This window comes from Promicromonospora sp. MS192, from assembly GCF_049532985.1.
Lineage (GTDB): Bacteria > Actinomycetota > Actinomycetes > Actinomycetales > Cellulomonadaceae > Promicromonospora.
Map to the genome: position 1 here is coordinate 3,621,409 of NZ_CP186693.1, position 22,660 is coordinate 3,644,068.

Genomic DNA, 22,660 nt, shown 5'->3' on the forward strand with positions numbered 1-22,660 from the left:
CGGGGCGTCGCCGGCGTGTGCCGGTGCGTGCGGACGCCGTCCGCGTCAGTAGGGGTGGGCCTCGTCCGGCCAGCGCAGCTCGACGCCGGCGGCGACGAGCTCGGCCTGGTAGTCGGCGAGCTGGTCCGGCTGGGACTGGACGGAGTGCGGGGTGCGGCCGGTGGCGAGGCAGTGCGCGGCCAGGTGGCCGGCGGCCTCGCCGACATTCCACTCGACCGGGTGCAGCCGGTAGCACCCGTTGGTGATGTGCGTGGTGCCGATGTTCTTGTTGCCCGCCAGCAGGTTGGTCGTGCGCCGCGGCAGCAGGGCGCCCAGCGGGATCTCGAACGGGGTGGACGGCACGTCGATGTACGTGTCGCCGCCCGTGGAGGGGTGCAGGTCGATGCGGTACATGCCCACACCCACGGAGTCCGCGTACCGGGTGGCACCCCGGTCGCCGCGCACGGCGTACGACACGTCGTTCTCGGTGATCGTCGTGACCGCCTTGATCCGGCGGGACTCGCGGTGGTAGACGGCCTGGGCCAGCCCGTCCGCGCTGCCCATGACGTCGGGCCGCAGCCGCAGGCCGGGGAACCCGGTGCCGCCGTCGGGCCGCGGCGCCTCGGTCTGCATCCAGTAGAGCATCGAGAGGCTGAGCTGCCGCGCGTCGGCGATCCGGGCCTCCTCCTCCTCGCGGGACACGTCGAGCACGTGGCCCAGGAAGTAGTCGATGCTCGGCCAGTTCACGAGGCACAGGTCGCTCTCGTAGAACCCCGGCTCGTACAGGTCGCGCGCGGCGATGCGGCGGAACAGCCAGAGGTTGCCGTCGCCGGCGTTCTTGGACTGGTCGGCGTCCACGGCCAGCGGGTCGTCGCCCGGGTTGGGCGTGAACGACCGCTTCTCCAGGGCCAGGGTGCGCGGGTTGGGCGCCGTCCACGACAGGAGCTGCTCGCCGCCCCAGGCAGCCGGTGCGTAGGTGCGCCAGAAGTCGTAGCGCTCGGGCTTGTCGATCGTGTGGTCACCGTCCGTGTGCTCGACGACGAAGCACACGCTCAGGGCCTGCACGTTGTCCGGCTGGGCCACGTCCGGGGCGCTGGGCTCCCCCGTCTCGTGCCGCGACTCGAACCCGGTCACGTACTCCGTGCCGGTCAGCGGCAGCAGCTCGCCGGTCTCGGTCGCGTCCACCGTGTAGGCCGCGGCGACGGTCACGTCCTCGTCACCGACGACGGAGCGCAGCGTCACCGAGGTGACCCGGTCGCCGTCGGTGGTGGCCGCCACGGGGCGCACCCGCTCCAGCAGCCGGATGCGGCCCGAGGAACGGTACGGGGCGAGCATCTCCTCCAGCACGCCGACGGCGACCCGCGGCTCGTGGCACAGCTTGGACACCCAGCCGGCGCCCGGGTTCAGCTCCGCCCGGTCCCGTGCGCCGTCGGTCAGCGGGTAGCGGCGGCGGTAGACGTCGCGGATGCCGTCGCGCAGCGCGCGGTAGCGGGCGGTCACGCCGAACCGCTCCACCCAGGGGTGCTCGTCCGGCGGCACGGCCTGCGACGTGAGCTGGCCCCCGATCCACGGGTGCTCCTCGGTGAGGACGACGCTCGCGCCCCGGTCGGCGGCGGCCAGCGCGGCGGCGATGCCGCCGAGCCCGGCGCCCACCACGAGCACGTCGGTCTGCAGGTCTTGAGGGGTCACGCGGGGGTCCGTCCTGTCGTGGGTGTCGGTTCGGGGGTAGGTCGCGGGGCGCCGGGTCACGGGGAGACTCCGGGCGCAGGGGCCACCGTGGCGCCCTCGACGTCGGGGCACACGAGGACCTGGTGCAGCTCGGCCTCGGTCACGGCGGCCGGGCGCCGTGCGTCCCGCTCACGCCGCGGGCCGTCGTCGGACACGAGCCGGGAGAGGAGGTACAGCGCCCGGGCGCCCATCTCCTCGCGGGGCACGGAGAAGCCGGACCACTGCCGGCCGCCGCGCCGCGGGTGGTGGGGCTGGCCGAGCAGCAGCACGGACACGTCGTCGGGCACGCGCATCCCGCGCCGCTCGAGCTCGTCGGCGAGCTCCTCGGGGTAGTTCTCCGGGGCCACGACGACGGCGGTGAACCGCTGGTCGGCGATCTCGGCGGCGGTGGCGGCGACGTCGTCGAGCTCGACGAACCGCGTGGTCAGGCCGTGCGCCTTCATGGCGGTGCGGTAGCCCTCGACGCGGTCCAGCGTGGGCTGGTCGGTGCCGCGGGTCCCCACGTAGCCGATGCGCTGGTGGCCCTGGGCCACCAGCCGGTCGATCTGCCGCACGGTGCCGCCCACGTAGTCGGCACCCACGTAGGGCAGCCGGCCGCCGTCGCTGCCGCGCTTGCCGATGAAGACGAAGGGGTAGTTGGTATCGAGCAGGTGCTGCAGCTCGCCCCGGTGCTCGTGCTGGCCCAGCAGCAGGCAGCCGTCGGCCACGCCGAGCCGCTGCCAGCCCTCCCGGGTGAGCCTGCGGCGGCCATCCTCGACGGGCGCGCTCGTGAACAGCAGGATGTCGACGCCCAGCCGTTCGGCGGCGTGCTCGATACCCGTCAGGAACGGGCCGTAGAAGTCGCGGCTGGCGCGCGGGAACGTGGCCTCGTACGTGAACACACCGAGGATCTGGGCGAGCCCGCCCGCCAGGCGCTGCGCCGCCGGGTTGGCCGTGTAGCCCGTGATGCGGATCGCGTCGAGCACGCGCTGGCGCGTCTCCTCGCTGATGCGCACGCCCGCCGGGGTGCTGCCGTTCAGCACGAACGAGACGGTCGCCTGGCTGACGCCGGCCATCGCGGCGACGTCGGTCTGGGTGATGCGACGACGTGGCACGGCTCCTCCTCGAACGCCCGGTCGGGTCATCGTTGACACCGGGAGTCTCACCGGGGCCGAGCGCGCGGTCAATCTGATGATGCGCATTATTAGCAGCTGCCCACCGGGCGCCTCCCCCGGCCACGACACGGACTGCGGCCAGCGCCCGGGCCCCGATGTGGCGCATTATCACCGGGCTCGTTGGTGGGTCTCATTACCTCCCTTGACCGCCGTCCCGGTCCGCCCGAAGGCTGACGCCGTCATGACGACGTGACGTCTCACCGCGACGAAGGAGTACGCACCATGGCTGTCCGCACCGCGCGCCGGGCACTGGCCGGCGCCACGCTCGCCCTGGCGGCCGCGCTGGTCCCCGGCGTGACCCAGGCGGCGACCGGGCCCGCCCCCGGGGCACCCGGGTCCGAGCTGCCGGTCTTCACCTCGACCGGCGCGATCGTCGACCCGCTCGACGACACGCTCCCCCACAACCCGAACCAGGAGTTCATCTTCCCGTCGGTGTTCCACGCCGGGGCGCACCTGTCCGACCCGCTCGGCGAGTGGTACGTCTACTACGCGCCGCACGACGACCCGGGCGGCATCAACCTCATGTACGCGGACTCCCTCGACGGTCCGTGGACCCAGTACGAGGGCAGCCCCGTGGTGTCGAACCAGTGGGAGGGCATCTACGACGTGCCCCACGTGTCCTCCCCCGACGCCGTGTGGAACGCCGCCGAACGGAAGATGTACCTCTACTTCCACGGCGACAACACGGTGACCCGCTACGCGACCTCGACCGACGGGATCACCTTCGACTACGGCGACGAGGCCGTCACCACCGAGATGGTCGACGCCGCCCAGCCGGGCCGGCACGCCACCGAGACGTCGTACGCGCGGGTGTTCCGCAACCCCGACCGGTCCTCGCCGCAGCGGTGGGCGATGCTGTTCATGACGAACTACGACACGAACGTGCGGCACATCAACCTGGCCTACTCCCGCGACGGCAGGGACTGGCAGGTGGAGCCGGAGCCGATCGTCACGCCGGGCCCGGTCGAGGGCACCAACGTGGCGGCCGCCGACCTGTGGCGGTGGAAGGGGCAGGACTACATCGTCTACGGGGCCACCGTCGGCACGATCTTCGCGCGGCCGGTGGACCGCACCCTCACCGACGTCGGCGACCCCGAGCCACTTTTCATCCCGCAGCCGGCGCCGCCGGAGGCCGGGCGGGCGACGTCCCCGCAGATCGTCACCGAGCGCGGGCGCACCCACCTGATCTACGAGTACGGTGAGCGGTCGCACACCACCATCGGGCACGCGGTGCTCGACCCGGACGGCGTCCGCGACCCGCTCAACACCCACCCCGAGGACCCGCTGTACGCGCAGTGCACGGGCGCAGGCTCGGACGAGCTCGACGGCACCGCGCTGGACCGCTCGCTCTGGTCGACGGCGGTGCGCGGCGACCTGGACCGCTCCGTCGTGGCCGACGGTGCGTGGCACATCCCGACGTACACCGGGAACTCGACGTCGGCCCCGCTGCTGCTGCAGCCCGTGCCGGACGCGCCCTGGCAGGTGACCACGCAGGTCACGCTGGACCCGCAGGTCAACTTCCAGCAGGCCGGCCTGATCGTGCGGCGCGACGACGCCAACTCGCTGCGGATCGACATCTCCCACGTCGACGCCGGCAAGCGGTTCGACTTCGTCTGGCGCAGCAACGGCGTCGACCGGAACAACGCGTGGACGGCGGAGGACTCGGCGCTGGCGCCGCCGGAGACCGGCGACACCGTGTGGCTGCGGATCACGCACCACGGCGAGTGGCTGACGGCGTCGTACAGCATCGACGGCATCACCTTCGTGAACCTGGGCCGCGCCGCCCCGGCGGACCAGCTCGCCGCGACCGACGTCGGCCCGTTCGCCTACCGCGGCCCGGCGGCCACCCCGGAGCTGACGGCGCAGTTCGACTGGATCCGCTTCACCCCGACCCCGGAGGAGCTGGCGGCCTGCTGAACCGCCGCGTGGCCGGCAGAAGGTCAGGTGGTCGGCGGCCCGGGCTGCCGGTCACCTGACCTTCTGCCGGCCACCACGGGCACGATGTACGCAGACGGGGCGCCGGCGCTCCCTCTTGGTGCGCGGGGGGTCGCGCAGAACTCTGAGAGACGGACCAGTCCTGGGGGCATCTGTGCTTCGCATTCACTTCTCCGCCGCCGACCTCGTGCGCACCAGGGTGGGGACCCGGCTCGACCCGATGTGGGAGCTGGTGCTCAGCGTGCACCAGATCGCGCGGCCCGACCCGTACTTCGCCTCCTGGAGCCGGCAGGCCCGACGCCGCCTCGCGGACGCCCGGCTGCTCCGGGACGCACGACTGCTCGCCGCCCTGGCGCCGGCCCGCGGCTACTTTCCCGACCTGCTCACGCCCACGACCCGGGCATCCGGGGTGGACGAGGCCGTCGAGACCGTGCTGTCCACGGGCAAGCGGCGCCTGCGCGCCGAGGTTGCGCGGCTCGACGCCGGCCCCGGGAACGGCGCCTGGCTCGGCGACGTCGCGGCCGGTCGTCCCGCCGCGCTGCACCGGCTCGGCGTCGCCATGCGGCGCTACCACCAGACGGTGGTGGCACCCCACGCCGACCAGACGGCGCGCCTGGCCGGACGCCGGGTGACCGGCTTCGCGCAACAGACGCTGGCCCACGGCGTGGACGCCGTGCTGAACGGGCTCGGGCCCACGACCCGGTGGCGGGCACCGGTGCTGGAGGTGGACTACCCCGTGCACCGTGACCTCCACCTCGATGGACGCGGCCTGTCCCTCGTCCCGACGTTCTTCGGCATCCGGCACCCGATCTCCCTGGCCGACCCCGACCTCCGGCCCGTGCTCGTCTACCCCGTCGGCCGCGAACCGGTCTGGCGGCACACCGGCGTCGGCGACGGGCAGTGGTCGGACTCACTGAGCGAGCTGCTGGGCGAGACCCGCGCCACGGTGCTGCGCCTGCTGGACACGGAGCTGACCACCACCGAGCTCGCCGCCCGGACCGGGACGTCGCTGTCGAGCGTCAGCCGGCACACCGCGGTGCTGCGGCGGGCGGGCCTCGTGACCACCCGGCGCAGCGGCACCTGCGTGCTGCACGCGCGCACAACCCTCGGCGACGGGCTGGCCCACGGCCACTGAGTCACCCGGTCCCGGTTCCCGGCTACCGACCGGCGGCTGCCGGGCAAGGCTTTGCGGCAGGACGCAATGCGTTGCCCGGTCGACCACGCACTTCCTACGTTGCGTCTGCCCGAGATCCGACCGACCCGGAGCAGCAGACACCCATGAACCCGTCCGAGACCCCTGCCACCGTGCCCGGCGAGCGCCGTCGGCCCGAGCGTCGCCGGCCTGAGCGTCGCCGGCCTGCCGCGCGCCGTGTCGCCGCCGCCTGCCTGGCCGCCGCCGTGGGCGGTGCCCTGCTCGTGCCCGTACTGGACGCGCCTGGCGCATCCGCCCACTCGCACACCGAGCTGTGCTCGCAGCTCGTCGAGCAGTCCGAGGAGTACATCTACGAGGAGTTCCCCGAGGAGGGCGCCGCGCCGGCCGACACCGACGAGGAGCCCTACACGTTCGAGGCCGAGGTGGACGAGATCCTCGGCACCCTCGAGGAACCCACCCGCGCGTACCTCGACCAGGTCACCGACGGCTGGGCCGACGAGCCCGTCGGCAGCGAGCGCAACATGGCGTGGCACTACAAGACCTACCTCGCGAGCGAGCCGGCGAACCCGCTCACGTGGGACCAGTGGTCGGGCCAGTACGTGTCGGTCGCCCGCGACCAGTCCCGGGGGCTGGCCTACGAGCGGTACGCGCTGTCCCAGGTCTTCCCCCTGGACACCGCCGACTGGCTGTGCCGGGACCTCAGCCTGCAGCAGGGCAGCACGACCAGCGCGGTGAACCGGACCACGCGCCAGTTCATCAACGTGACGCCGGGGAACACGATCAGCGAGGCACGGCTGGAGTCGAACCGGGCACTGACCAGCGCCGGGTACAAGGCGCACCACGTGTTCGGCAGCCAGCCGTCCGCGGCCGTCCAGGAGCAGCTGCGCGGTGCCCGGACCACGTGGTCGGTCCAGCGGGCGAGCGGGGTACAGACCAACCAGACGCCGCCGAGCGGGAACAACCCGTTCAACCCGCCCTGCCGCACCCGGCAGACCTGCCCCTCGCCCCGCGGCGGCGCGGTGAACAACATGGCGCGCTGGTCCGGCAGCACGGCGCGCGAGGCGCTGAGCATGCGCACCGCGAGCAACCAGATCCTGGGCAACACCCCACGCGGCTTCCGTACGTCGTTCCCGCTGGGCGGCATCGACTGGACGTCGCTCGAGCTGCGGTACGTCTCCGAGAACCCGGGGAGCGACGGCTTCGACTACGCCTTCTCGGCTGCCCAGATGCCCGAAGGATCGGACCCGTCCTACGGCGGCGAGGCGACCCTCGACCTGTCCTCGGACGCCCTCTTCACGTGGCTCGCGCTGGACCGCGACCAGTTCTGGGTGAACCTCAACCCTGACCAGCCCGAGACGATCATCGACGAGCAGTTCGCACGGACCGAGGCCGGGCGCGTGCTGCTGGAGTCGGACTTCGAGCTCAAGAGCACCCTGTACGGGCACATGGACCCCGAGACCGACTCGGGTGCGGAGTTCTTCGAGTCGCTCGAGCCCGGGCCCGAGGGCCACCTGTGCTGGGGGTCCTGGCGGATGTGGGTCGAGCCGCTGCCGGCCTCCGTGCGCGAGGACGGTGACCAGCTCTACATCCTGGACGCGCCGCTGCGGGTGCAGATGGAGCCGTTCGACGTGTCCGCGCCGCCGGGCGGCGGACCCACCTGCGAGGACGTGGTGCCGCAGGACGTGATGGACCGCAACCTCCAGCGGCTGATCGACGACATGGTGCCCCTGATCGAGCAGGACGTGAACGGTGCCCCCGAGTACGCCGACCTGCGCCGCGTCTACACCGCGCGGATCGCTGCAGAGTGGTTGCGGCAGCGGGACGCCGTCCGGCCGGGCGCGTTCCACGAGCTCATCGGGAGCAAGGACGTGTCGGCGTGGCCCGTGCGCGAGGGCTGGGACCCGCAGGACGTGTACGACGAGTTCCTCCAGGCCCGGCAGACGGTGCAGTTCCGGTACGAGTACGAGTTCGGTGACCAGCCGTTCTACATGGACGTCACCGGCGGGATCGAGTTCCGGGACACCCCGCGCGACCCGGTCTCCGCCGCGCGGTTCGAGCGCGAGCACCCGACGCTGCCCCGCACCGTGACGAGCGCCCGGCACGAGGCGGTCGCGGACCGCGACGTCGCACCCGACGAGGAGCCGGCGGCCTGGCTCGGCGGCGGCACCCTGCCCGAGCCGGAGGCTCCGGAGCCGACGCCGACGCCCGATCCGTCCGACGGTGGTGCCGGCACACCCGGCCCGGACGCCCCGGGCACCGACCGGCCGGACGAGCCGGCACCCGACCCGGACCGGCCTGCCGACCAGCCCACGGACCCGCCCGCCGACCAGGCCGGCGGCACCGACGACGGCGAGCTGGCCGCCACCGGTTTCTCCAGCCTGTGGGCGGTGTGGGTGGCGCTCGCGCTGCTCCTGGCGGGCGGGGCGCTGATCGTGGCACGCGGCCGGCTCCGCCCGGACCGCTCCGGCCCGGCGGCCCACGCCCGCCGCGGCTGAGGCTGACGCCGACCCGGCTCCATCGTCCGCCGCGGCCGACGCCGACCCGGACCCCGCCGGTCAGCTCGGTTGCTCTGCGTAGACATCGTCTACGCAGAGCAACCGAGCTGCGGGAGACGCACCTTCCCCGCACCAGGCCCGGGATCCGGCGAGCACGGCCTGCGGCCCGCGGCCCGGACCGGCGTGCTCCACCCGGCACGACTTGCCCGCGCCATCCGGCCCGGCCAGGATCGAGACCTTCCGCGGCAGAACGGGGAGCACATGTGCGCAGGACGCCGGGACCGGCTCGCCGAGCACCTCGCCCACGCCGCCGAACGGTTCGGGGTGCGCCCCGAGGGCGACCTCGTGCGCGGGGACTTCGACCGCACCCTCGCCGTGCGGACCTCGGGCCCGGCGTGGCTGCGGGTGACCGCGCAGCGCCCCGAGTGGACCACCGAGGAGTTCTGGGACGGTATCGCCTCCGCGACGGGCTCCCCCTTCGACGAGATCCCGATGCCCCGGCACCTGGCCACCACCCAGTGGGCGGACGGCGGCTACGTGGTGCGCGCCGATCTCGTCACGTACGTCGACCGGCGCGCCGTGGGCAGCGGGCTCGTGCTCCGGCGCGACGCCGACCTGCCCGGCGCTTGGTGGGACGCGCTCCGGGCCGGACTGGCCCCGCTCCGGCGCGCGACCGGGACCCGGCGCGCCGTGCTGCGTCCCGACGTGCTCCGGTCCTCGCTGCTGGCGTCGTTCGGCGTCGAGATCGACCCGGGCCGCCTCGACTGGGAGGTGGCCCACGGAGACCTGCACTTCGGCAACCTCACCGCCCCCGGCCTGACGATCCTGGACTGGGAGACCTGGGGCTGGGCACCGGCCGGGTACGACGCCGCCGTCCTCGCCTGCTCCGCCGTCCTCCGGCCCGACGTCGCGGCCCGGGTCCGGGCGGAGCTGCCCGTACCGCCCACGTACTCCGGGGCGGTGGCCCGCCTCGCCGCGGCGGACAAGTACCTGAGCCTGGTCCGTCTCGGCCGGCACCCCGACGTCGCGGTCCCGCTGCGCCGGCAGGCCGAGGCCGTGCTCCGCGAGGGGCTCGTGGCCTGACGGTCCCGGTCCACGTCATCGCACAGAAACACGCCTTCATCGCCGGGGAAACCCGCGCTCCCTACCCTGACCGGCAGTCGCGCCGGCGGGTCCGGCGCAGGGACGGAGGGAACGGCGATGTCCGACGCACCACGCAGCACCCCCGCGGTCCACCCGGTGGACGAGGTCCCGCGGTTCACGCGGCTGTTCCCGCTCGGCCTGCAGCACGTCCTGGCGATGTACGCGGGCGCGGTCGCCGTCCCGCTGATCGTCGGCGGGGCGCTGGGCTACTCGGCGGCCGACCTGGCGTTCCTCATCAGCGCGGACCTGTTCGTCGCGGGCATCGCCTCGATCATCCAGTCGGTCGGGTTCTGGCGGTTCGGCGTCCGGCTGCCCATCATGCAGGGCGTCACGTTCGCCGCCGTCGGTCCGATGATCTCGATCGGCACCACGTACGACATCACCGCCGTCTTCGGCGCGACCATCGCCTGCGGGCTGTTCATGCTGCTGGTGGCGCCGTTCTTCTCGGTGCTGCTGCGGTTCTTCCCGCCGATCGTCACCGGCACGGTGATCCTGGTCATCGGCGTCTCGCTGATGGACGTCGCGGCCGGGTGGATCACGAACAACGGCCCGAGCGCCGCGCCGTCGGACCTCGCGCTGGCCGCGGGCACGCTGCTGTTCATCGTCCTCGTCGAGCGGTTCGCGCCGCCCGCGGTCGCGCGCGTCTCGGTGCTCCTGGGCCTGGTCGCGGGCACGCTCGTGGCCCTGCCGATGGGCAAGGCCGACTTCTCGGGCGTGGGTGAGGCCGGCTGGTTCGCCCTGATCACCCCGCTGCACTTCGGCATCCCGACGTTCCCCGTCGCCGCGGTGCTGTCGATGCTCGTCGTGGGCCTCGTGATCATGACCGAGACCACGGGCGACATGATCGCCGTCGGGGAGATCACCGGTCGCCCGGTCACGCCGCGGCGGCTCGCCGACGGTCTGCGGGCCGACGGGCTCTCGACCGCGCTGGGCGGCCTGTTCAACACCTTCCCGTACACCGCGTTCGCGCAGAATGTGGGACTGGTCAGCCTGACCGGCGTGAGCTCACGGTTCGTCGCGACGGCGGCGGGCGGCATCCTCGTCGTGCTCGGTCTGGTGCCCAAGGTGGGCGCCGTCGTGGGCGGGGTGCCGAGCGCCGTGCTCGGCGGCGCCGGGATCGCGCTGTTCGGGATGGTCGCGGCGTCGGGCATCCGGTCGCTCGCGAAGGTCACGTTCACCAGCAGGAACATCCTCGTCGTGGCCCTGTCGCTCGGCGTCGCGCTGCTGCCGACGGTCCGGCCCGAGATCTACGCGAACCTGCCGGAGTGGTTCCGCCTGATCTTCGACTCCGGCATCAGCGCCGGGGCCATCAGCGCCATCCTGCTCAACCTGCTGCTCAACGGCGACCAGGTCCGGGCGGCGCGGAGACACGAGACGAGCCCCGCGGTCAGCGGCGGCTGACGACGGCCCGGACGGGCGAGCGCGGCGGACGGCCCACCGCCGCACCCTCCGACCTCCGCCATGAAGTGCGCTTCTACCCAGCGATCTGGACCAGAACCCCCACGAGATCTGGTCCAGATCGCTGGGTAGAAGCGCACCTTCCGCACCCCGCAGCGAGCGCACGGCAGGTCCGGGTCTCACGGCACCCGGAACGTCACCGTCTCCACCGGGTTGTCGAACTCCGTGGTGCGCAGCGACACCTGTGCGTCCCAGTCGCCCGACGTCGGCAGCACGACGTCGCCGGCGTAGACGCCGGGTCCGAGCGAGCTGACCGCGACCTCCCCCAGCTCCACGTCGCCGGACGTCAGGCTGAGCCGCGGGGCCTCGTAGCCCTCCGCGGGGTCGCCGGCCGCGTCCGTCATCGTGATGGTGAGGGTGGCGGGGCCCACCTCCGGCGGGTCCAGGGTGATCCGCGCCGTGATGCCGCCCAGCCGCACGGACTCCGTGACGCCCCGCGCCTCGCTCGACACGGTGGCCGGGTTCTCGGGGCTCCGGTCCACCAGGAACCCGGTGACGCCCAGGACCGCCACCAGGACGGCCGCCTCCGCCAGCGCCGTGCGGATCAGCGGCACGGGCGTGGGCCCGCGGCCGCGGCGGCGGGGCGTCGTCCGGAAGCGCGGGAGCAGCGCGAACCGGTTCCACGTGGCGATGCCGATCGCCACCACCGCGACCTGCACCTTGACCAGGAGCAGGGTGCCGTAGCCCGACCCGGTCAGGGCGCCCCAGCTCCCGGCGACCCGCCAGGCCAGGATCGTCCCGGCGACCACGAGCACCGCGAGCAGGACGGCGGCCCAGGTCGAGAAGCGACCGAGCACGACGGCGCCGGCGTCGCTCCGCGCGAGGTCGCCGAGCACCAGGGCGATCGCGACCAGACCGCCGAGCCAGAGGGCTCCGGCGGCCAGGTGCAGCACGTCCACGGCGACCACGAACGCCTCGGGCGTCGCGGCGCGGGTGTGGCCGGTGAACGCGGGGGCGGCGACCGCCACGAGGCAGCCGGCCGTCACCAGGACGGTCCGCATGCGACCGGGGGCCGCGCCGGGGAGCGACCCGGTCGCCAGCGCGAGCCCGGCGACCACCCCGGCGGGGACGGCGTACTCCGCCGTCGCGAGCGCCGACCAGGTCGAGCCCTCGGTGAGCGCGGAGGCGGGCAGGCCGAGCTGGTAGAGCGCCACCAGCGGCACCGCCGCCCACCACCCGGCGGCGGCCAGGGCGGCGGCCGCCCGGGCGACCGCCCGGAGCCGGGCGCGCGCGGAGTCGGCGATGCGGTCCCGGGGCAGGAACAGGACGGAGAAGGCCGCCACGCCGACGGCCACGAGGAGGCCCACGTAGCCCGCACCCCGGACGAGGCTCAGCACGACGGGCGCCTCGGTGCCGGCGTCCGCCCCGGTGGCCGGGACGTCCACCACGTCGCTCGGGGCGCCGACGGAGAAGCTGAGCGAACCGCCGATGGGGTGCCCGTCCGCCGAGACGAGCCGCCACAGGACGACGAGGGTGCCGTCCGGGACCTCCGCGTCGAGGTCGACGAGGAGCCGCGACCCGCGGACCGTGGCGGTGGAGTCGAGCTCCGCCCCGGTGGCGTCGAACACCCGGATCCCCGCGGGCACGCCGATCACGGACTCGTCGAACGTGAACGTGACCCGCTCGGGTGCGGTGTCGAGCACGGCGCCCTCCGCGGGGTCGGTGCTCAGGAGGGTCGCGTGGGCCGCGGCGCTGCCGGCCGGGCCCAGCACGAGCGCGCAGACGAGAGCGAGCAGGAGCAGCCAGCCGCCGGTGCGGGTGCGGGTGCCCGCGCCGGGGCGGATGCGGGTGCGGGTGCCCGCACCGGGGCGGGTGCCGGGGCGTGTCATGGGCGTCGGCGGTGGCGCAGCAGGGCCACCGCGCCCGCCACGACACCGGCGAGCAGGACGGCGCCCCCGCCGAAGGTGACCAGGGGGTCAGGACCGCCCGGATCGCCGCCGGCCACGGCCGTGCTCGCCTCCTCGGGGCCGGCGACGGGGCTCATCGCCTCGACCCCGGTCGGGGCCTCGGTCGCGGTCGGGGCTTCGCTCGCGGTCGGGGCCTCGGTCGCGGTCCCGCTCTGGTCCTCGGTCGTGCCCGGCGCTGTCGTCGCGGCCGGCCCGGCCTCCTCGGGGTCACCGTCCGGATCGACTCCGGGGCTCGCTGCCCCTCCCTCACCGGCGGTCACGACCACGACCGGTGCGGGCCGGTCGAGCGCGTCGTGGTCCTCCCCGTGCCCGGCGACCTCGGTCCACGCCGCCTCCCCCTGCTCGCACCGCTGGACCACCGGGAAGACGAGGGTGGCACCGGCGTCGTCCGGGAGGCGCACCGAGAACTCCACCTCGTCGTGGGCGCCGTCGGGGAGCGGCGCCGCCGCCGTGTAGGTCAGGCCGTCGGCATCCTGGTCGACCGTCCAGCGGTCGGTGTCGGTGGCGGTCACCTCCGTGACCTCGTCGGGCATCCGCAGGGAGAGCGCGGTCGTGGCCGACCCCTCGCACCCGTGCGGGATCTCGACCGCGAGGACGGCCGTGGCACCGGCAGCCGTGGTGGACGGCGTGACGGTCACGTGGGCCGCGGCCGACGTCGCCCCGAGGGCCACGAGGCCGGCGGCGGCGAGCCCGGACAGGGCCACGCGGCGGACGACGGTCGTGCGGTTCATGCTGGCTCCCCGGCTCTGGAGGTGGCCCGCGACTCTGCGGGCGGCTCGCACACCACATCAGCCCGCGGAACTGTTGTCAAGAGTGTGAACTGATCGCCGGAAACCATGGACTCACCCCTTCTCGCCGCGTACCGTGGTTCACATCACTGAATCCAGGTCGCACCCGTGAACCACCGTCGGTGCGGGGCGGCCGCCACCGGAGGGACGACATGCCCAACATCACCGTCGAGCTGCTGCGCGGCCGCACGATCGAGCAGCGTCGCCAGTTCGCCCAGGCCGTGGCCGACAGCGCCGTCGAGATCCTGGGCGCCCGCCGCCAGGACGTCCGCATGGTCTTCCAGGAGATCACCCCGGACATCGTCGCCAACGGCGGCGTGCTGGCCAGCGAGGACGAGAGCCGGGCCGGCGTGGTCGCCGCTCTGGCCGACGACTGAGCCCGCAGGCACCGGACAGCAGACCGGACAGCACCGCGACAGCGGTGCAGGTGTGGGCCCGGAGGATTCGTCCTCCGGGCCCACACCTGTCTCACCCCCGCGCTACTGCACCCGGACCGTCACCCTGGTCTCGGCCGGCAGGGCCAGGTCGCTGCCGAGGTAGGACACCGTCAGCGTCAGGTCACCCTTCTTCGGCCGGGGCACCTCGAACCGCACGCGGCCGTCCTGGACCGTGCCCAGCAGCGTGGGACCGTCCTTGACGGCGACCCGCACCTGCCCCGTCACCGGCACCTCGTGGGCCGCGGTGAGGGACACGGTGACGGCGGCCTTGTTCCCGGCGGCCCGCGTCGCCGCGATCTCCATGGTGGGTACCACCTTCTCCACCACGACCCGCACCCTGGACGACGACGCCTGGTGGTCGGCGTCGCCCCCGTACCGGAGGGTCAGGTCGTACACCCCCGGCTGGAGCGACCTGGCCGCCAGGACGAGGGTCGCCCGTCCGTCCGCGACCGTGCCGCTCGCCAGCGGCGTGGTGCCGTCGCTCAGCTCGACCGTGCCCGTGGCGGTGTCCGGGGACACCGCCACCGAGACGGTGCCCGCCGTGCCGTAGGTGACGGGCAGGGCCACGCCGGCCACCGCCGTCACCGCGGGCGACCTCACCGTGACGGTCACCGTGGCGACGGCGGAGAGGTCCTCCCCGTCGTCGGCCCGGTAGGTGAAGACGTCCTTGCCGGAGAACCCGTCGTCGGAGACGTAGGTGAACGAGCCGTCCGCCTCCAGGGTGACCCGGCCGTTGGCCGGCTGCGTCACGGCGGTGGCGGTGAGCACGTTGCCGTCCTCGTCGGTGTCGTTGGCCAGGACGCCCGGCGCCGGGAGCGTCAGGGGCTGGCCGCCCACCGCCGCGTAGGCGTCGTTCGCGGCCGCCGGTGCGGTGTTGACGGGCGGCTGCTCGCCCTCCTCCACCGTGACGGTCACCGTGGTCGCCGCGGACGTCGCCGTGCCGTCGGACGCCTTGTAGGTGAACGTGTCCGTGCCGGAGTACCCGCTGTCGGGCGTGTACGTGAAGGACCCGTCCGCCCGGAGCACGACGTCGCCGTGCGCCGGCTGGGTGAGCCCGGTGGCCGTCAGGTCGTCGCCGTCCACATCGGTGTCGTTGGCCAGGAGCCCCGGCGCCGCCACCTCCAGCGGTTCGTCCTCGACGGTGCCGTAGGCGTCGGCGGCACCCACGGGCGCCGTGTTCGACGCCGTCCCGGCGTGCAGGTCGGCCACCTGCTCGGCGGTCAGCTCGTACCCGAACATCCGGAAGTCGTCGACCAGGCCGTCCCAGCGGGCGTCCGGCCAGCTCGTGCCGCCCACGAGGTTGGTCGTCGTCCGGCCGTCCACCCCGACGTCACCGATGGTGACGGTGAAGTCGTCGCGCGTGGCCTGGAGCTCGCCGTCGAAGTAGATCTTCCCGACCGAGCCGCTCTGGGTGAACACGACGTGCGTCCACTCGTTCAGCGGCAGGTCGTTGCCCTGGCCCAGCACCAGACGTTCCTGGGCGCTGCCCGGGGTGCCGGGCGCCTTGAACGTGGCCGCGAAGCCGGTGGCCCCGCTGACCTGGGTGTTGGACTGGAGCAGGAAGAACGTGTCGGTGCTGCTGCCGATCTGCAGCAGCGGCACCCAGGTGGGCAGGGCGTCGGGCCGGGCCCAGATCGAGACGCTGAACTGGTCCTCCATGCCGGCCTCTACGTCGTCGGGCAGCTCGACCTGGTTGCCGGTGCCGGAGCCGCCGCCGGGCAAGTTGACCGCCCCGCCGAACCGTCCGGCCGTGCTCCAGCCCGTCGTCCCGGTCAGGGTGGCCGCCCCGACCGAGCTGTCCAGGCCGGTGTTGGCCGCCGTCGACCCCTGTCCCTCGTCGAAGGTGTAGTGGATCGGCGTGCCCTCGCCGGGCGGCGGCCGCTCGACCGTGTGCTCCACGGTCTGGGCGGAGTCGCGCCACCCGTCGTCGGCGAGGAAGCGGACCTGCACCTCGTGGTCGCCCGGCGAGAGCGCCACGTCCGTGAACCGCACCGCGCCGTCGGCGACGTCGACCTGCCCGCCCACGCGGGCCCCGTCGACCCAGAGCTCGGCGACGCCCGCAGGGGCCCCGCCGCTCTCGGCCGCGACAGCGCCCGAGACGTCGACCGGCTCGCCGAACGGCGACGGGGAGCCCGGCTCGACCGTGACCGTGGTGGTCGTGGCCAGCGCCGTGCCGTCGGCGTACAGGGCCGCGACGTCGGCGTCCCCGAGCGCCGAGGTGTAGACCCGGACGTCGTCCATCAGACCGTCGTAGGCCGGGTCCGGGAACCCGTTGCGGCCCAGCCAGTTGTTCGCCGTCGGGCCCACGTCGGTCATGTCGATCGTCAGGTCCGACCGCGACGCGATCGGCTCGCCGTTCAGGTAGAGCGTGCCGGTCGCACCCTGGCGGGTGAACGCGACGTGGTTCCACTCCCCCGCCACGACGTCCCGGGTCGGTGTGGCGTAGACCCGTTCCTGCAGGGCCGCGCCCTTGGCCTTGAACGTCGCCGCGAGCCCGGTGGCCCCGGCGGCGTTGGTCTGCATCTGGATCTGGAAGAAGCTGCCCGCGTCCGCGAGCCCGTCCCCGATGTGGAACAGACCGGTCCAGCTGGCCTTGGTGTCCGGCCGCACCCAGAACGCGGTGGTGAAGCTCTCCTCGCCCTGGAGCAGGTTGTCGGGCAGGTCCACGGCGTTGGCGTTGCTGCCGCCCGTGAGGTCGAGGGCGTCGCCGAAGACGCCGTTCTCGCTCCACCCGGTCCCGCCGGTGAGCGTGGCCGCTCCCACGGCCAGGTCGGTCCCGCTGTTGGCGGCCCGGGTCCCTGTGCCCTCCTCGAACTCGTAGTGCACGGGGACGTCGGAGGCGCCGGGGTCGGAGCCCACGATCACCAGGTCGTCGATCATGACGCCCGCACCGGAGTCCCCGGCGCTGATGGTCAGGTCCTGCGACCGTGCCCCCGCGACGAAGGTCCCGACGTAGGTGCCGAACCGGGTCTGCGACGACAGGTCGCTCCCTGCCGTCAGCGTGGCCGACAGGTCACCGACCGTGAGGTCCGCCGTGCCGGGCGCGGTGCCCGTGGACCGGCTGTCGCGCGCGTACCGCAGCGAGAGGCGGTACTCGCGGCCCGGGTCGAGGCCCTTGACCGTACGCGTCAGGTCGCCCGAGCTGCCCACCGCGAGGTGGTATCCCGTCAGGCCGAGACCGCCCTGGCCGGCCGCCGCCGCGCGGACGAGCTGCACCTCGCCGTCCACCTCCCACGGGGACATGCGGCCGTTGCCGGGCTCGACGTCCACCACGGCGGGCGGGTTGGCCGAGCGCCACTCCGCGGGGATGCGCGGGTACTCGAGCTGGTCCACCAGGTGCGGGGACCGGGCGTCCATCTCGACCGTGGGGTCGATCTGCACGATGTCGGCCACCGACGGCGTGCCGTCCTCGTCGAAGACGAACAGCATGTACGCGCCGGGCGGGGCGTAGGTGCCGTCGACCGGGGTCTCGATCGTCAGCGTGCCGCCGTCCTGCGCGAACGCCAGGTCCTGGAAGTTCTGGTCGTTGTTGAACCCGTGCGTCACGGAGCCGTTGCGGACCAGGGTGACGCGGGAGACCGCGCCGTCGGCCTGCACGTCGAACGTGCCGTCGTAGCCGAGCTTCTTGGGCACGCCCGTGACCTGGGGCCGGACCGCCGGCTCGTCGCCGTCGAAGAGGTACGCCGGGGAGTAGAACTCGACGTCGGTGTAGTTGCGCGGGCCCGGGGTGCCGCCGCCGCCCACCATCAGGCGGCCGTCGGGCAGGAGCAGGGCCGTGGAGTGGTAGAGCCGGGCGTGCTCGTAGGGCACGTCCACGACCGTCCACTCGCCGGTGTCGGGGTTCCAGATCTCGGCGGTGGTGACGTAGCCGCCGTTGCCGTTGTTGTCGCGCGAACCGCCGGTGACGATGACGTTGCCGTCGGGCAGCACGGTCGAGGTGGCCCAGTGCCGCTGGTAGCGCATCGGCTGCGTCGCCTCGACCACGGGTGCGTCGGTGCCGCCCGTGATGTCGACGGTGAAGCCCGCGCGGGCGCCGTCGGGGCCGCCGCCGTTGGCCCACCAGCCGCCGCCCACCTGCAGGATCTTGCCGGGGCGGTACATGGTGGCCGTCGACGTGGCGCCGACCGGGTTGCCGAGCGCGCCCTGGGCGGCGACGTCCGCGGGCAGGGTGCCGCGCAGGATCACCTCACCGTCGCCCGAGGGGTCGAGCTCGTACATCTGCGTGCCGGTGATGTTGAAGACGTTGCCGTTGCCCGGCGCGACGAACGCGCGCGGGTACCACCAGCGGTTCTCGTCGGGTCCGTTGCCGTTCCCGCCGTCGCCGTACGCCGCCGCGCTCGTGGCACCCTCCAGGAGCTTCCAGGAGCTGCCCTCGTCCGGCGTGTAGATCTCCGGCGTGAGCACGCCGGGGCCGCCCGGGCCGCCCTTGAGGCTGCCGCCCTGCACCACGACGGAGCCGTCGGGCAGGGTGGTGCCCGTGGGGTACCAGCGCGGGTAGTTCATCGGGGCCTCGGTGCGCAGGCCCTGGTTGGTCGTGTAGCTGGTGACGCCGATCGCGGCGTCGTTGGGCGCGTTGCCGCCCAGGCCGTCGTCACCGCCGACCGTCAGGGTGGCCCGCCGGTGCGGCATCTGGACCTGCATCGAGCAGAACAGGTCGGTGTACGTCGAGTTCGCGACGAGGCCCGAGCTCACGTTGGCGGCCGTGCGCTCCTCGGCCGGGTCCCAGACGTCGATCTCCATCTGGCCGCCCTGCACCACGCACGAGTTGCCGTAGAAGTCGTAGGGCGTGGTGTCCGTGCAGCCCGAGGACACGCTGCCGAACGACTGGACCTTGCCGTCGGACGTCAGCGCCGCGTTGATCGGCACCAGCGGCCAGGGCGTGACGCCGCTCCAGGCACCGTTCTCCGCTGTGGACGGCGGCGAGCAGTCGGCCGGGAGCAGGCCCGCGGTGTAGGCCAGGCCGTTCTTGATCTGGGTGCGGATCGGGGCCTCGGCGTACGCCGTGCCCTCGTGCCCCATCCCCGAGTACCACGACCGGCCGGAGTCGATCTCCTGGCACCACGTGATCGGGTGGTTGGTGCCGTTGTTGCCCCCGCCGTACGACGACTCGTCCGCGTTCAGCAGCGTGCGCACGTGGGGCGCCGGGTTGACCAGCCAGTCGTACCACTCGTCGCTGCGGGTGAACTCGGCCGGCAGGCCCTGGGTCAGCGGGTGCGAGGTGTCCTTGACCACCACGCGGCCCGGGCGCACCGCGGGGTTCTCCGGGTGGCCCTCGGACGCCGCGCCCACGAGGCGGGCGTAGAACGGGTTGACGTCGTGCTCGCTCTGGCCCACCGACCAGCCGGCGTAGTGCAGGCCGAGGTAGCCGCCGCCACCGCGGATGTAGGCCTCCAGCGCGGCGCGCTGTTCCACGTTGAACAGCACGCCGCCGGTCTGGGCGAACGCGATCGTGTCCTTGGTCGCGAGGTTCGCCGTGGTGAACGCCGCGGGGTCGTCGGTCTCCTGGATCTCGACCGGCTGGTCGTACTCGACGCCCAGGTCGGTCACGAGATCGCGGATCGCCTGGCGGGCCTGGACGTGCGAGGCGTGGAAGTTCGACTTGTAGAAGAGCAGGACGCGCAGCACGCCGTCGTCGACGGAGCCGGACGCGGCCTGCGCGGGCGCGGTGCCCGACGGCGCGGCCTGGGCGGCGCCGGCCCCGAGGGGGACAGCCACCAGGAGGGCGGTCAGTGCGGCCGCCAGACGTACGGGCGTCCGGCGGGGTCGGCGACCACGGTGTCGCCGGTCAGGTCTGCGTAGCAGGTTCATCGTTGATCCCTTTTCGCACAGTCTTCATGGACATGTTTCATGGACATGAGCAGCCCGGACGGCCGGCCCCCGCCCGGGGCCGGCCGCCCAGACGTGTCGCTGGGTACTGCCTGTCTTCTTCGGGTGCTCTCTCGGTGGTGGGTACGGGGTCAGCGGAGCTCGGCGATGACCGTCTTCAGCTCCGTGTAGTCGTCCAGGCCGAACGAGCCGAGCTCCCGCCCCCAGCCGGACTGCTTGAAGCCGCCCCGCGGGAGGGTGACGTCGTCCGCGTGCCAGGTGTTGAGCCAGACCGTGCCGGCCCGCAGCCTGCTGCCGACCCGGTGGGCCGTGCTCAGGTCGCGCGACCAGACGCCCGCGGCCAGGCCGTAGACGGTGTTGTTGGCCGCGGCGACCACCTCGTCCTCGCTGTCGAACGGGATGGCCGTGACCACGGGTCCGAAGATCTCGTCGGTCTGGACGGCCATGTCCTCGGTCACGTCGGTGATCAGGGTGGGCGAGAAGAAGTAGCCGCGGTCGGCGGCCGGTCCGGCGCTGCCCGCCGCGAGCGTGGCGCCGTCGGCCACGGCGCCGCGGACGTAGCCCATGACCTTCTCGTGCTGCTCCTGCGAGACCAGGGGGCCCATCGTCGTGGCCGGGTCGAACGCGTCGCCCACCCGGATGGCCCGGGCCGCCGCGGCCACACCCTCGATGACCTGGTCGTACACGTCACGCTGCACGTACAGGCGCGAGCCGTTGACGCAGCACTGGCCCTCGTTGAAGTAGCCCGCGAGCGCTGCCCCGGCGATGGCGGCGTCCAGGTCGGCGTCGGCGAAGATGATGTTGGGCGCCTTGCCGCCGAGCTCCAGCGACACCTTCTTGAGGTTCTTCGAGGCGCCGGCGGCGATCTTCTTGCCCACCTCGGTGCTGCCGGTGAAGGCGACCTTGTCGACGCCGGGGTGGTCGACCAGCGCGGCGCCCGCGTCCCCGAACCCGGGCAGCACGTTGACCACGCCGGCCGGGACGCCGGCCTCCAGCAGCAGCTCGCCGAGCCGGAGCGCGGTGAGCGGCGTCTGCTCGGCCGGCTTGAGCACGACGGTGTTGCCCGCGGTGATCGACGGGATCACCTTGAAGGCCGCCATCGTGAGCGGGAAGTTCCACGGCACGATGCCGGCGACCACGCCGATGGCCTCACGCCGGGTGTAGGCGTGGAAGTCGCGGCCGGGCACCGACATCGGGATGGTCGTGCCCTCCATCTTGGTGGCCCAGCCCGCGAAGTAGCGGAACAGCTCGGCGGCCACGCCGACGTCACCGCGGGCGGACGCGAGGCTCTTTCCGTTGTCGAGCGACTCGAGCTGCGCGAACTCCTCGGTGCGCTCCTCGATCATGTCGCCGATGCGCCACAGGAGGTGCGACCGGTCGCGCGGCGACATCCGCGACCACGGCGAACCGTGCTCGAAGGCGTTGCGGGCGGCGGTGACCGCGCGGTCGGCGTCGACGGCGGAGGCCTGCGCCACCTGGACGAGCGTCTCCTCGGTCGCGGGATTCACGGTGGCGAAGGTCTGGCCGTCCTTGGCGTCCACCCACTCGCCGTCGATCAGGAGCTGCCTGGGCGAGGAGAGGAATGCGGAGACGGCGGGCAGGAGCTGGGGATTCTCGGACATGGGGGCCTTCCGTGGGATCGGGGTTCTCGGGGAGAACGGGCTACTTGATGACCAGCACCTTCGACCGGTCGAGGGTGAGGGCGACGGCGGCGACGATGATCGCGCCGTACAGGATCTGCTCGTAGGCGGACGGGACGCCGACGATGGGCAGCCCGACGCGCAGCAGGGTCACGACCAGCGCCCCCGCGAGGCTGCGCCACAGCGAGCCGTGCCCGCCGGTGATGGCGGTACCGCCCACCACGATGGCGGCCACCGCGGGCAGCAGGAGGTTGTCCGCCATGGTCGGGCTGCCGCTGAAGTTCCGGGAGACGAGCATGACGGCGGCCAGGCCGGCGCACGCCCCGGAGAGCGTGAACGCCCCGACCTTGACCAGGTCGACCGGCGCGCCGCCCAGCCGGGCCGCCGCCTCGGAGTAGCCGGTGGCCCGGACCCAGCTGTCGAGCGGCGTGAACCGCAGCACCAGGGACACGGCCACGACCACGAGCAGCGCGACGACGAAGGCCATCGGCACCACGCCGGCCACGTAGAGGGTGAGCCAGTGGGTGGCGTCGCGGTCGGTCACCCGGACGGGTCCGGCGTCCGAGATCACCAGGGCGACCGCCGTGAAGATGCTCATGCCGCCGAGCGTGACGATGAACGAGGGGATGCGCAGCAGCACGTGGGCGGTGCCCTGCAACGCCCCGATCGCGCCGGTGACCGCGACGACCGCGACGGTGGTGAGCCCGCCGAGGCCGGGCAGCCACAGCGCGAAGAGCACCGTCGCCAGCGAGCAGAGGGCGGCGATCGACAGGTCGATGCCGCCGCACAGGACCACCACGGTCGCGCCGGCCGCGAGCACGACGAGCGGCGCCGACGTGCGGACCGCGGCCGTGAGGCTGCTCAGGGAGAAGAACCCCGGGTCGGCGATCGTGAGTGCCACGAGCAGCACGACGAGCGCGATGACCGGCATGAACGACGTGAGCCGCTGGCCCGTGGTGGGGCGCGCCGCGACGGCGGCGTCGGGGGCCTGCGGGGTGAGGACGGGCGTGGACATGC

13 protein-coding genes are annotated in these 22,660 nt (G+C 73.5%); 6 read left to right on the plus strand and 7 right to left on the minus strand.

Annotation, left to right across the window (positions count from 1 at the left end; all coding sequences use genetic code 11):
• Positions 1-45 precede the first annotated feature (45 nt).
• The gene (locus tag ACO229_RS16310) at positions 46-1,668 is read right to left on the minus strand and encodes an FAD-dependent oxidoreductase (protein WP_423462133.1); all 1,623 of its coding nucleotides are present in this window, start codon (positions 1,666-1,668) and stop codon (positions 46-48) included.
• Between the two features lie 56 nt (positions 1,669-1,724).
• Entirely contained in the window at positions 1,725-2,801 is a 1,077-nt protein-coding gene (locus ACO229_RS16315) for a LacI family DNA-binding transcriptional regulator (protein ID WP_397418004.1), read from the minus strand.
• Positions 2,802-3,083: 282 nt separating this feature from the next.
• Between ACO229_RS16315 and ACO229_RS16320 the strand changes: the two genes are divergently transcribed.
• The 5 genes from ACO229_RS16320 to ACO229_RS16340 all read left to right on the plus strand — a co-directional run bounded on the left by ACO229_RS16320 (position 3,084) and on the right by ACO229_RS16340 (position 10,988).
• Complete coding sequence (locus tag ACO229_RS16320; RefSeq protein WP_423462134.1) at positions 3,084-4,778, plus strand: DUF1349 domain-containing protein; 1,695 nt, start codon at positions 3,084-3,086, stop codon at positions 4,776-4,778.
• A gap of 172 nt (positions 4,779-4,950) precedes the next feature.
• Positions 4,951-5,931, plus strand: coding sequence for an ArsR/SmtB family transcription factor (locus ACO229_RS16325; protein WP_423462135.1), 981 nt, complete (start codon positions 4,951-4,953; stop codon positions 5,929-5,931).
• 143 nt (positions 5,932-6,074) lie between these two features.
• Positions 6,075-8,444: a hypothetical protein gene (locus tag ACO229_RS16330; protein WP_423462136.1), complete on the plus strand. Its 2,370-nt coding sequence runs from the start codon at positions 6,075-6,077 to the stop codon at positions 8,442-8,444.
• A 261-nt stretch (positions 8,445-8,705) separates the two neighbouring features.
• Complete coding sequence (locus ACO229_RS16335; RefSeq protein WP_423462137.1) at positions 8,706-9,527, plus strand: phosphotransferase; 822 nt, start codon at positions 8,706-8,708, stop codon at positions 9,525-9,527.
• Positions 9,528-9,644: 117 nt separating this feature from the next.
• Positions 9,645-10,988, plus strand: coding sequence for a nucleobase:cation symporter-2 family protein (locus ACO229_RS16340; protein WP_423462138.1), 1,344 nt, complete (start codon positions 9,645-9,647; stop codon positions 10,986-10,988).
• Between the two features lie 176 nt (positions 10,989-11,164).
• Here the strand turns inward: ACO229_RS16340 and ACO229_RS16345 are convergent, their stop codons facing one another.
• Together ACO229_RS16345 and ACO229_RS16350 are read right to left on the minus strand one after the other, a co-directional pair.
• Positions 11,165-12,874: a copper resistance protein CopC gene (locus ACO229_RS16345; protein ID WP_423462139.1), complete on the minus strand. Its 1,710-nt coding sequence runs from the start codon at positions 12,872-12,874 to the stop codon at positions 11,165-11,167.
• A complete protein-coding gene (locus tag ACO229_RS16350; RefSeq protein ID WP_423462140.1) occupies positions 12,871-13,683 on the minus strand; it encodes a DUF1775 domain-containing protein in 813 nt (270 codons plus the stop codon). Before ACO229_RS16350 ends, ACO229_RS16345 begins: the two co-directional genes overlap by 4 nt.
• 209 nt (positions 13,684-13,892) lie before the next feature.
• Here ACO229_RS16350 and ACO229_RS16355 point away from each other — a divergent pair, with 209 nt between their 5' ends.
• On the plus strand, positions 13,893-14,117 hold the full coding sequence (locus ACO229_RS16355) for a 4-oxalocrotonate tautomerase family protein (protein ID WP_397429627.1): 225 nt from the start codon (positions 13,893-13,895) through the stop codon (positions 14,115-14,117).
• A 102-nt stretch (positions 14,118-14,219) separates the two neighbouring features.
• Here ACO229_RS16355 and ACO229_RS16360 read toward each other — a convergent pair whose 3' ends face one another.
• The 3 genes from ACO229_RS16360 to ACO229_RS16370 all read right to left on the minus strand — a co-directional run bounded on the left by ACO229_RS16360 (position 14,220) and on the right by ACO229_RS16370 (position 22,658).
• Positions 14,220-19,892: a LamG-like jellyroll fold domain-containing protein gene (locus tag ACO229_RS16360; protein ID WP_423462141.1), complete on the minus strand. Its 5,673-nt coding sequence runs from the start codon at positions 19,890-19,892 to the stop codon at positions 14,220-14,222.
• A gap of 242 nt (positions 19,893-20,134) precedes the next feature.
• On the minus strand, positions 20,135-21,625 hold the full coding sequence (locus tag ACO229_RS16365) for an aldehyde dehydrogenase family protein (RefSeq protein WP_423462142.1): 1,491 nt from the start codon (positions 21,623-21,625) through the stop codon (positions 20,135-20,137).
• Between the two features lie 40 nt (positions 21,626-21,665).
• Positions 21,666-22,658: an ABC transporter permease gene (locus ACO229_RS16370; RefSeq protein WP_423462143.1), complete on the minus strand. Its 993-nt coding sequence runs from the start codon at positions 22,656-22,658 to the stop codon at positions 21,666-21,668.
• Between the last annotated feature and the right edge of the window lie 2 nt (positions 22,659-22,660).

Bases quoted from the DNA above. Each gene is read 5' to 3' on its own strand.
- ACO229_RS16320 (WP_423462134.1), top strand. From the start codon at position 3,084: ATGGCTGTCCGCACCGCGCGCCGGGCACTGGCCGGCGCCACGCTCGCC.
- ACO229_RS16340 (WP_423462138.1), top strand. From the start codon at position 9,645: ATGTCCGACGCACCACGCAGCACCCCCGCGGTCCACCCGGTGGACGAG.
- ACO229_RS16355 (WP_397429627.1), top strand. From the start codon at position 13,893: ATGCCCAACATCACCGTCGAGCTGCTGCGCGGCCGCACGATCGAGCAG.
- ACO229_RS16365 (WP_423462142.1), bottom strand. From the start codon at position 21,625: ATGTCCGAGAATCCCCAGCTCCTGCCCGCCGTCTCCGCATTCCTCTCC.
- ACO229_RS16345 (WP_423462139.1), bottom strand. From the start codon at position 12,874: ATGACACGCCCCGGCACCCGCCCCGGTGCGGGCACCCGCACCCGCATC.
- ACO229_RS16350 (WP_423462140.1), bottom strand. From the start codon at position 13,683: ATGAACCGCACGACCGTCGTCCGCCGCGTGGCCCTGTCCGGGCTCGCC.
- ACO229_RS16335 (WP_423462137.1), top strand. From the start codon at position 8,706: ATGTGCGCAGGACGCCGGGACCGGCTCGCCGAGCACCTCGCCCACGCC.
- ACO229_RS16330 (WP_423462136.1), top strand. From the start codon at position 6,075: ATGAACCCGTCCGAGACCCCTGCCACCGTGCCCGGCGAGCGCCGTCGG.
- ACO229_RS16370 (WP_423462143.1), bottom strand. From the start codon at position 22,658: ATGTCCACGCCCGTCCTCACCCCGCAGGCCCCCGACGCCGCCGTCGCG.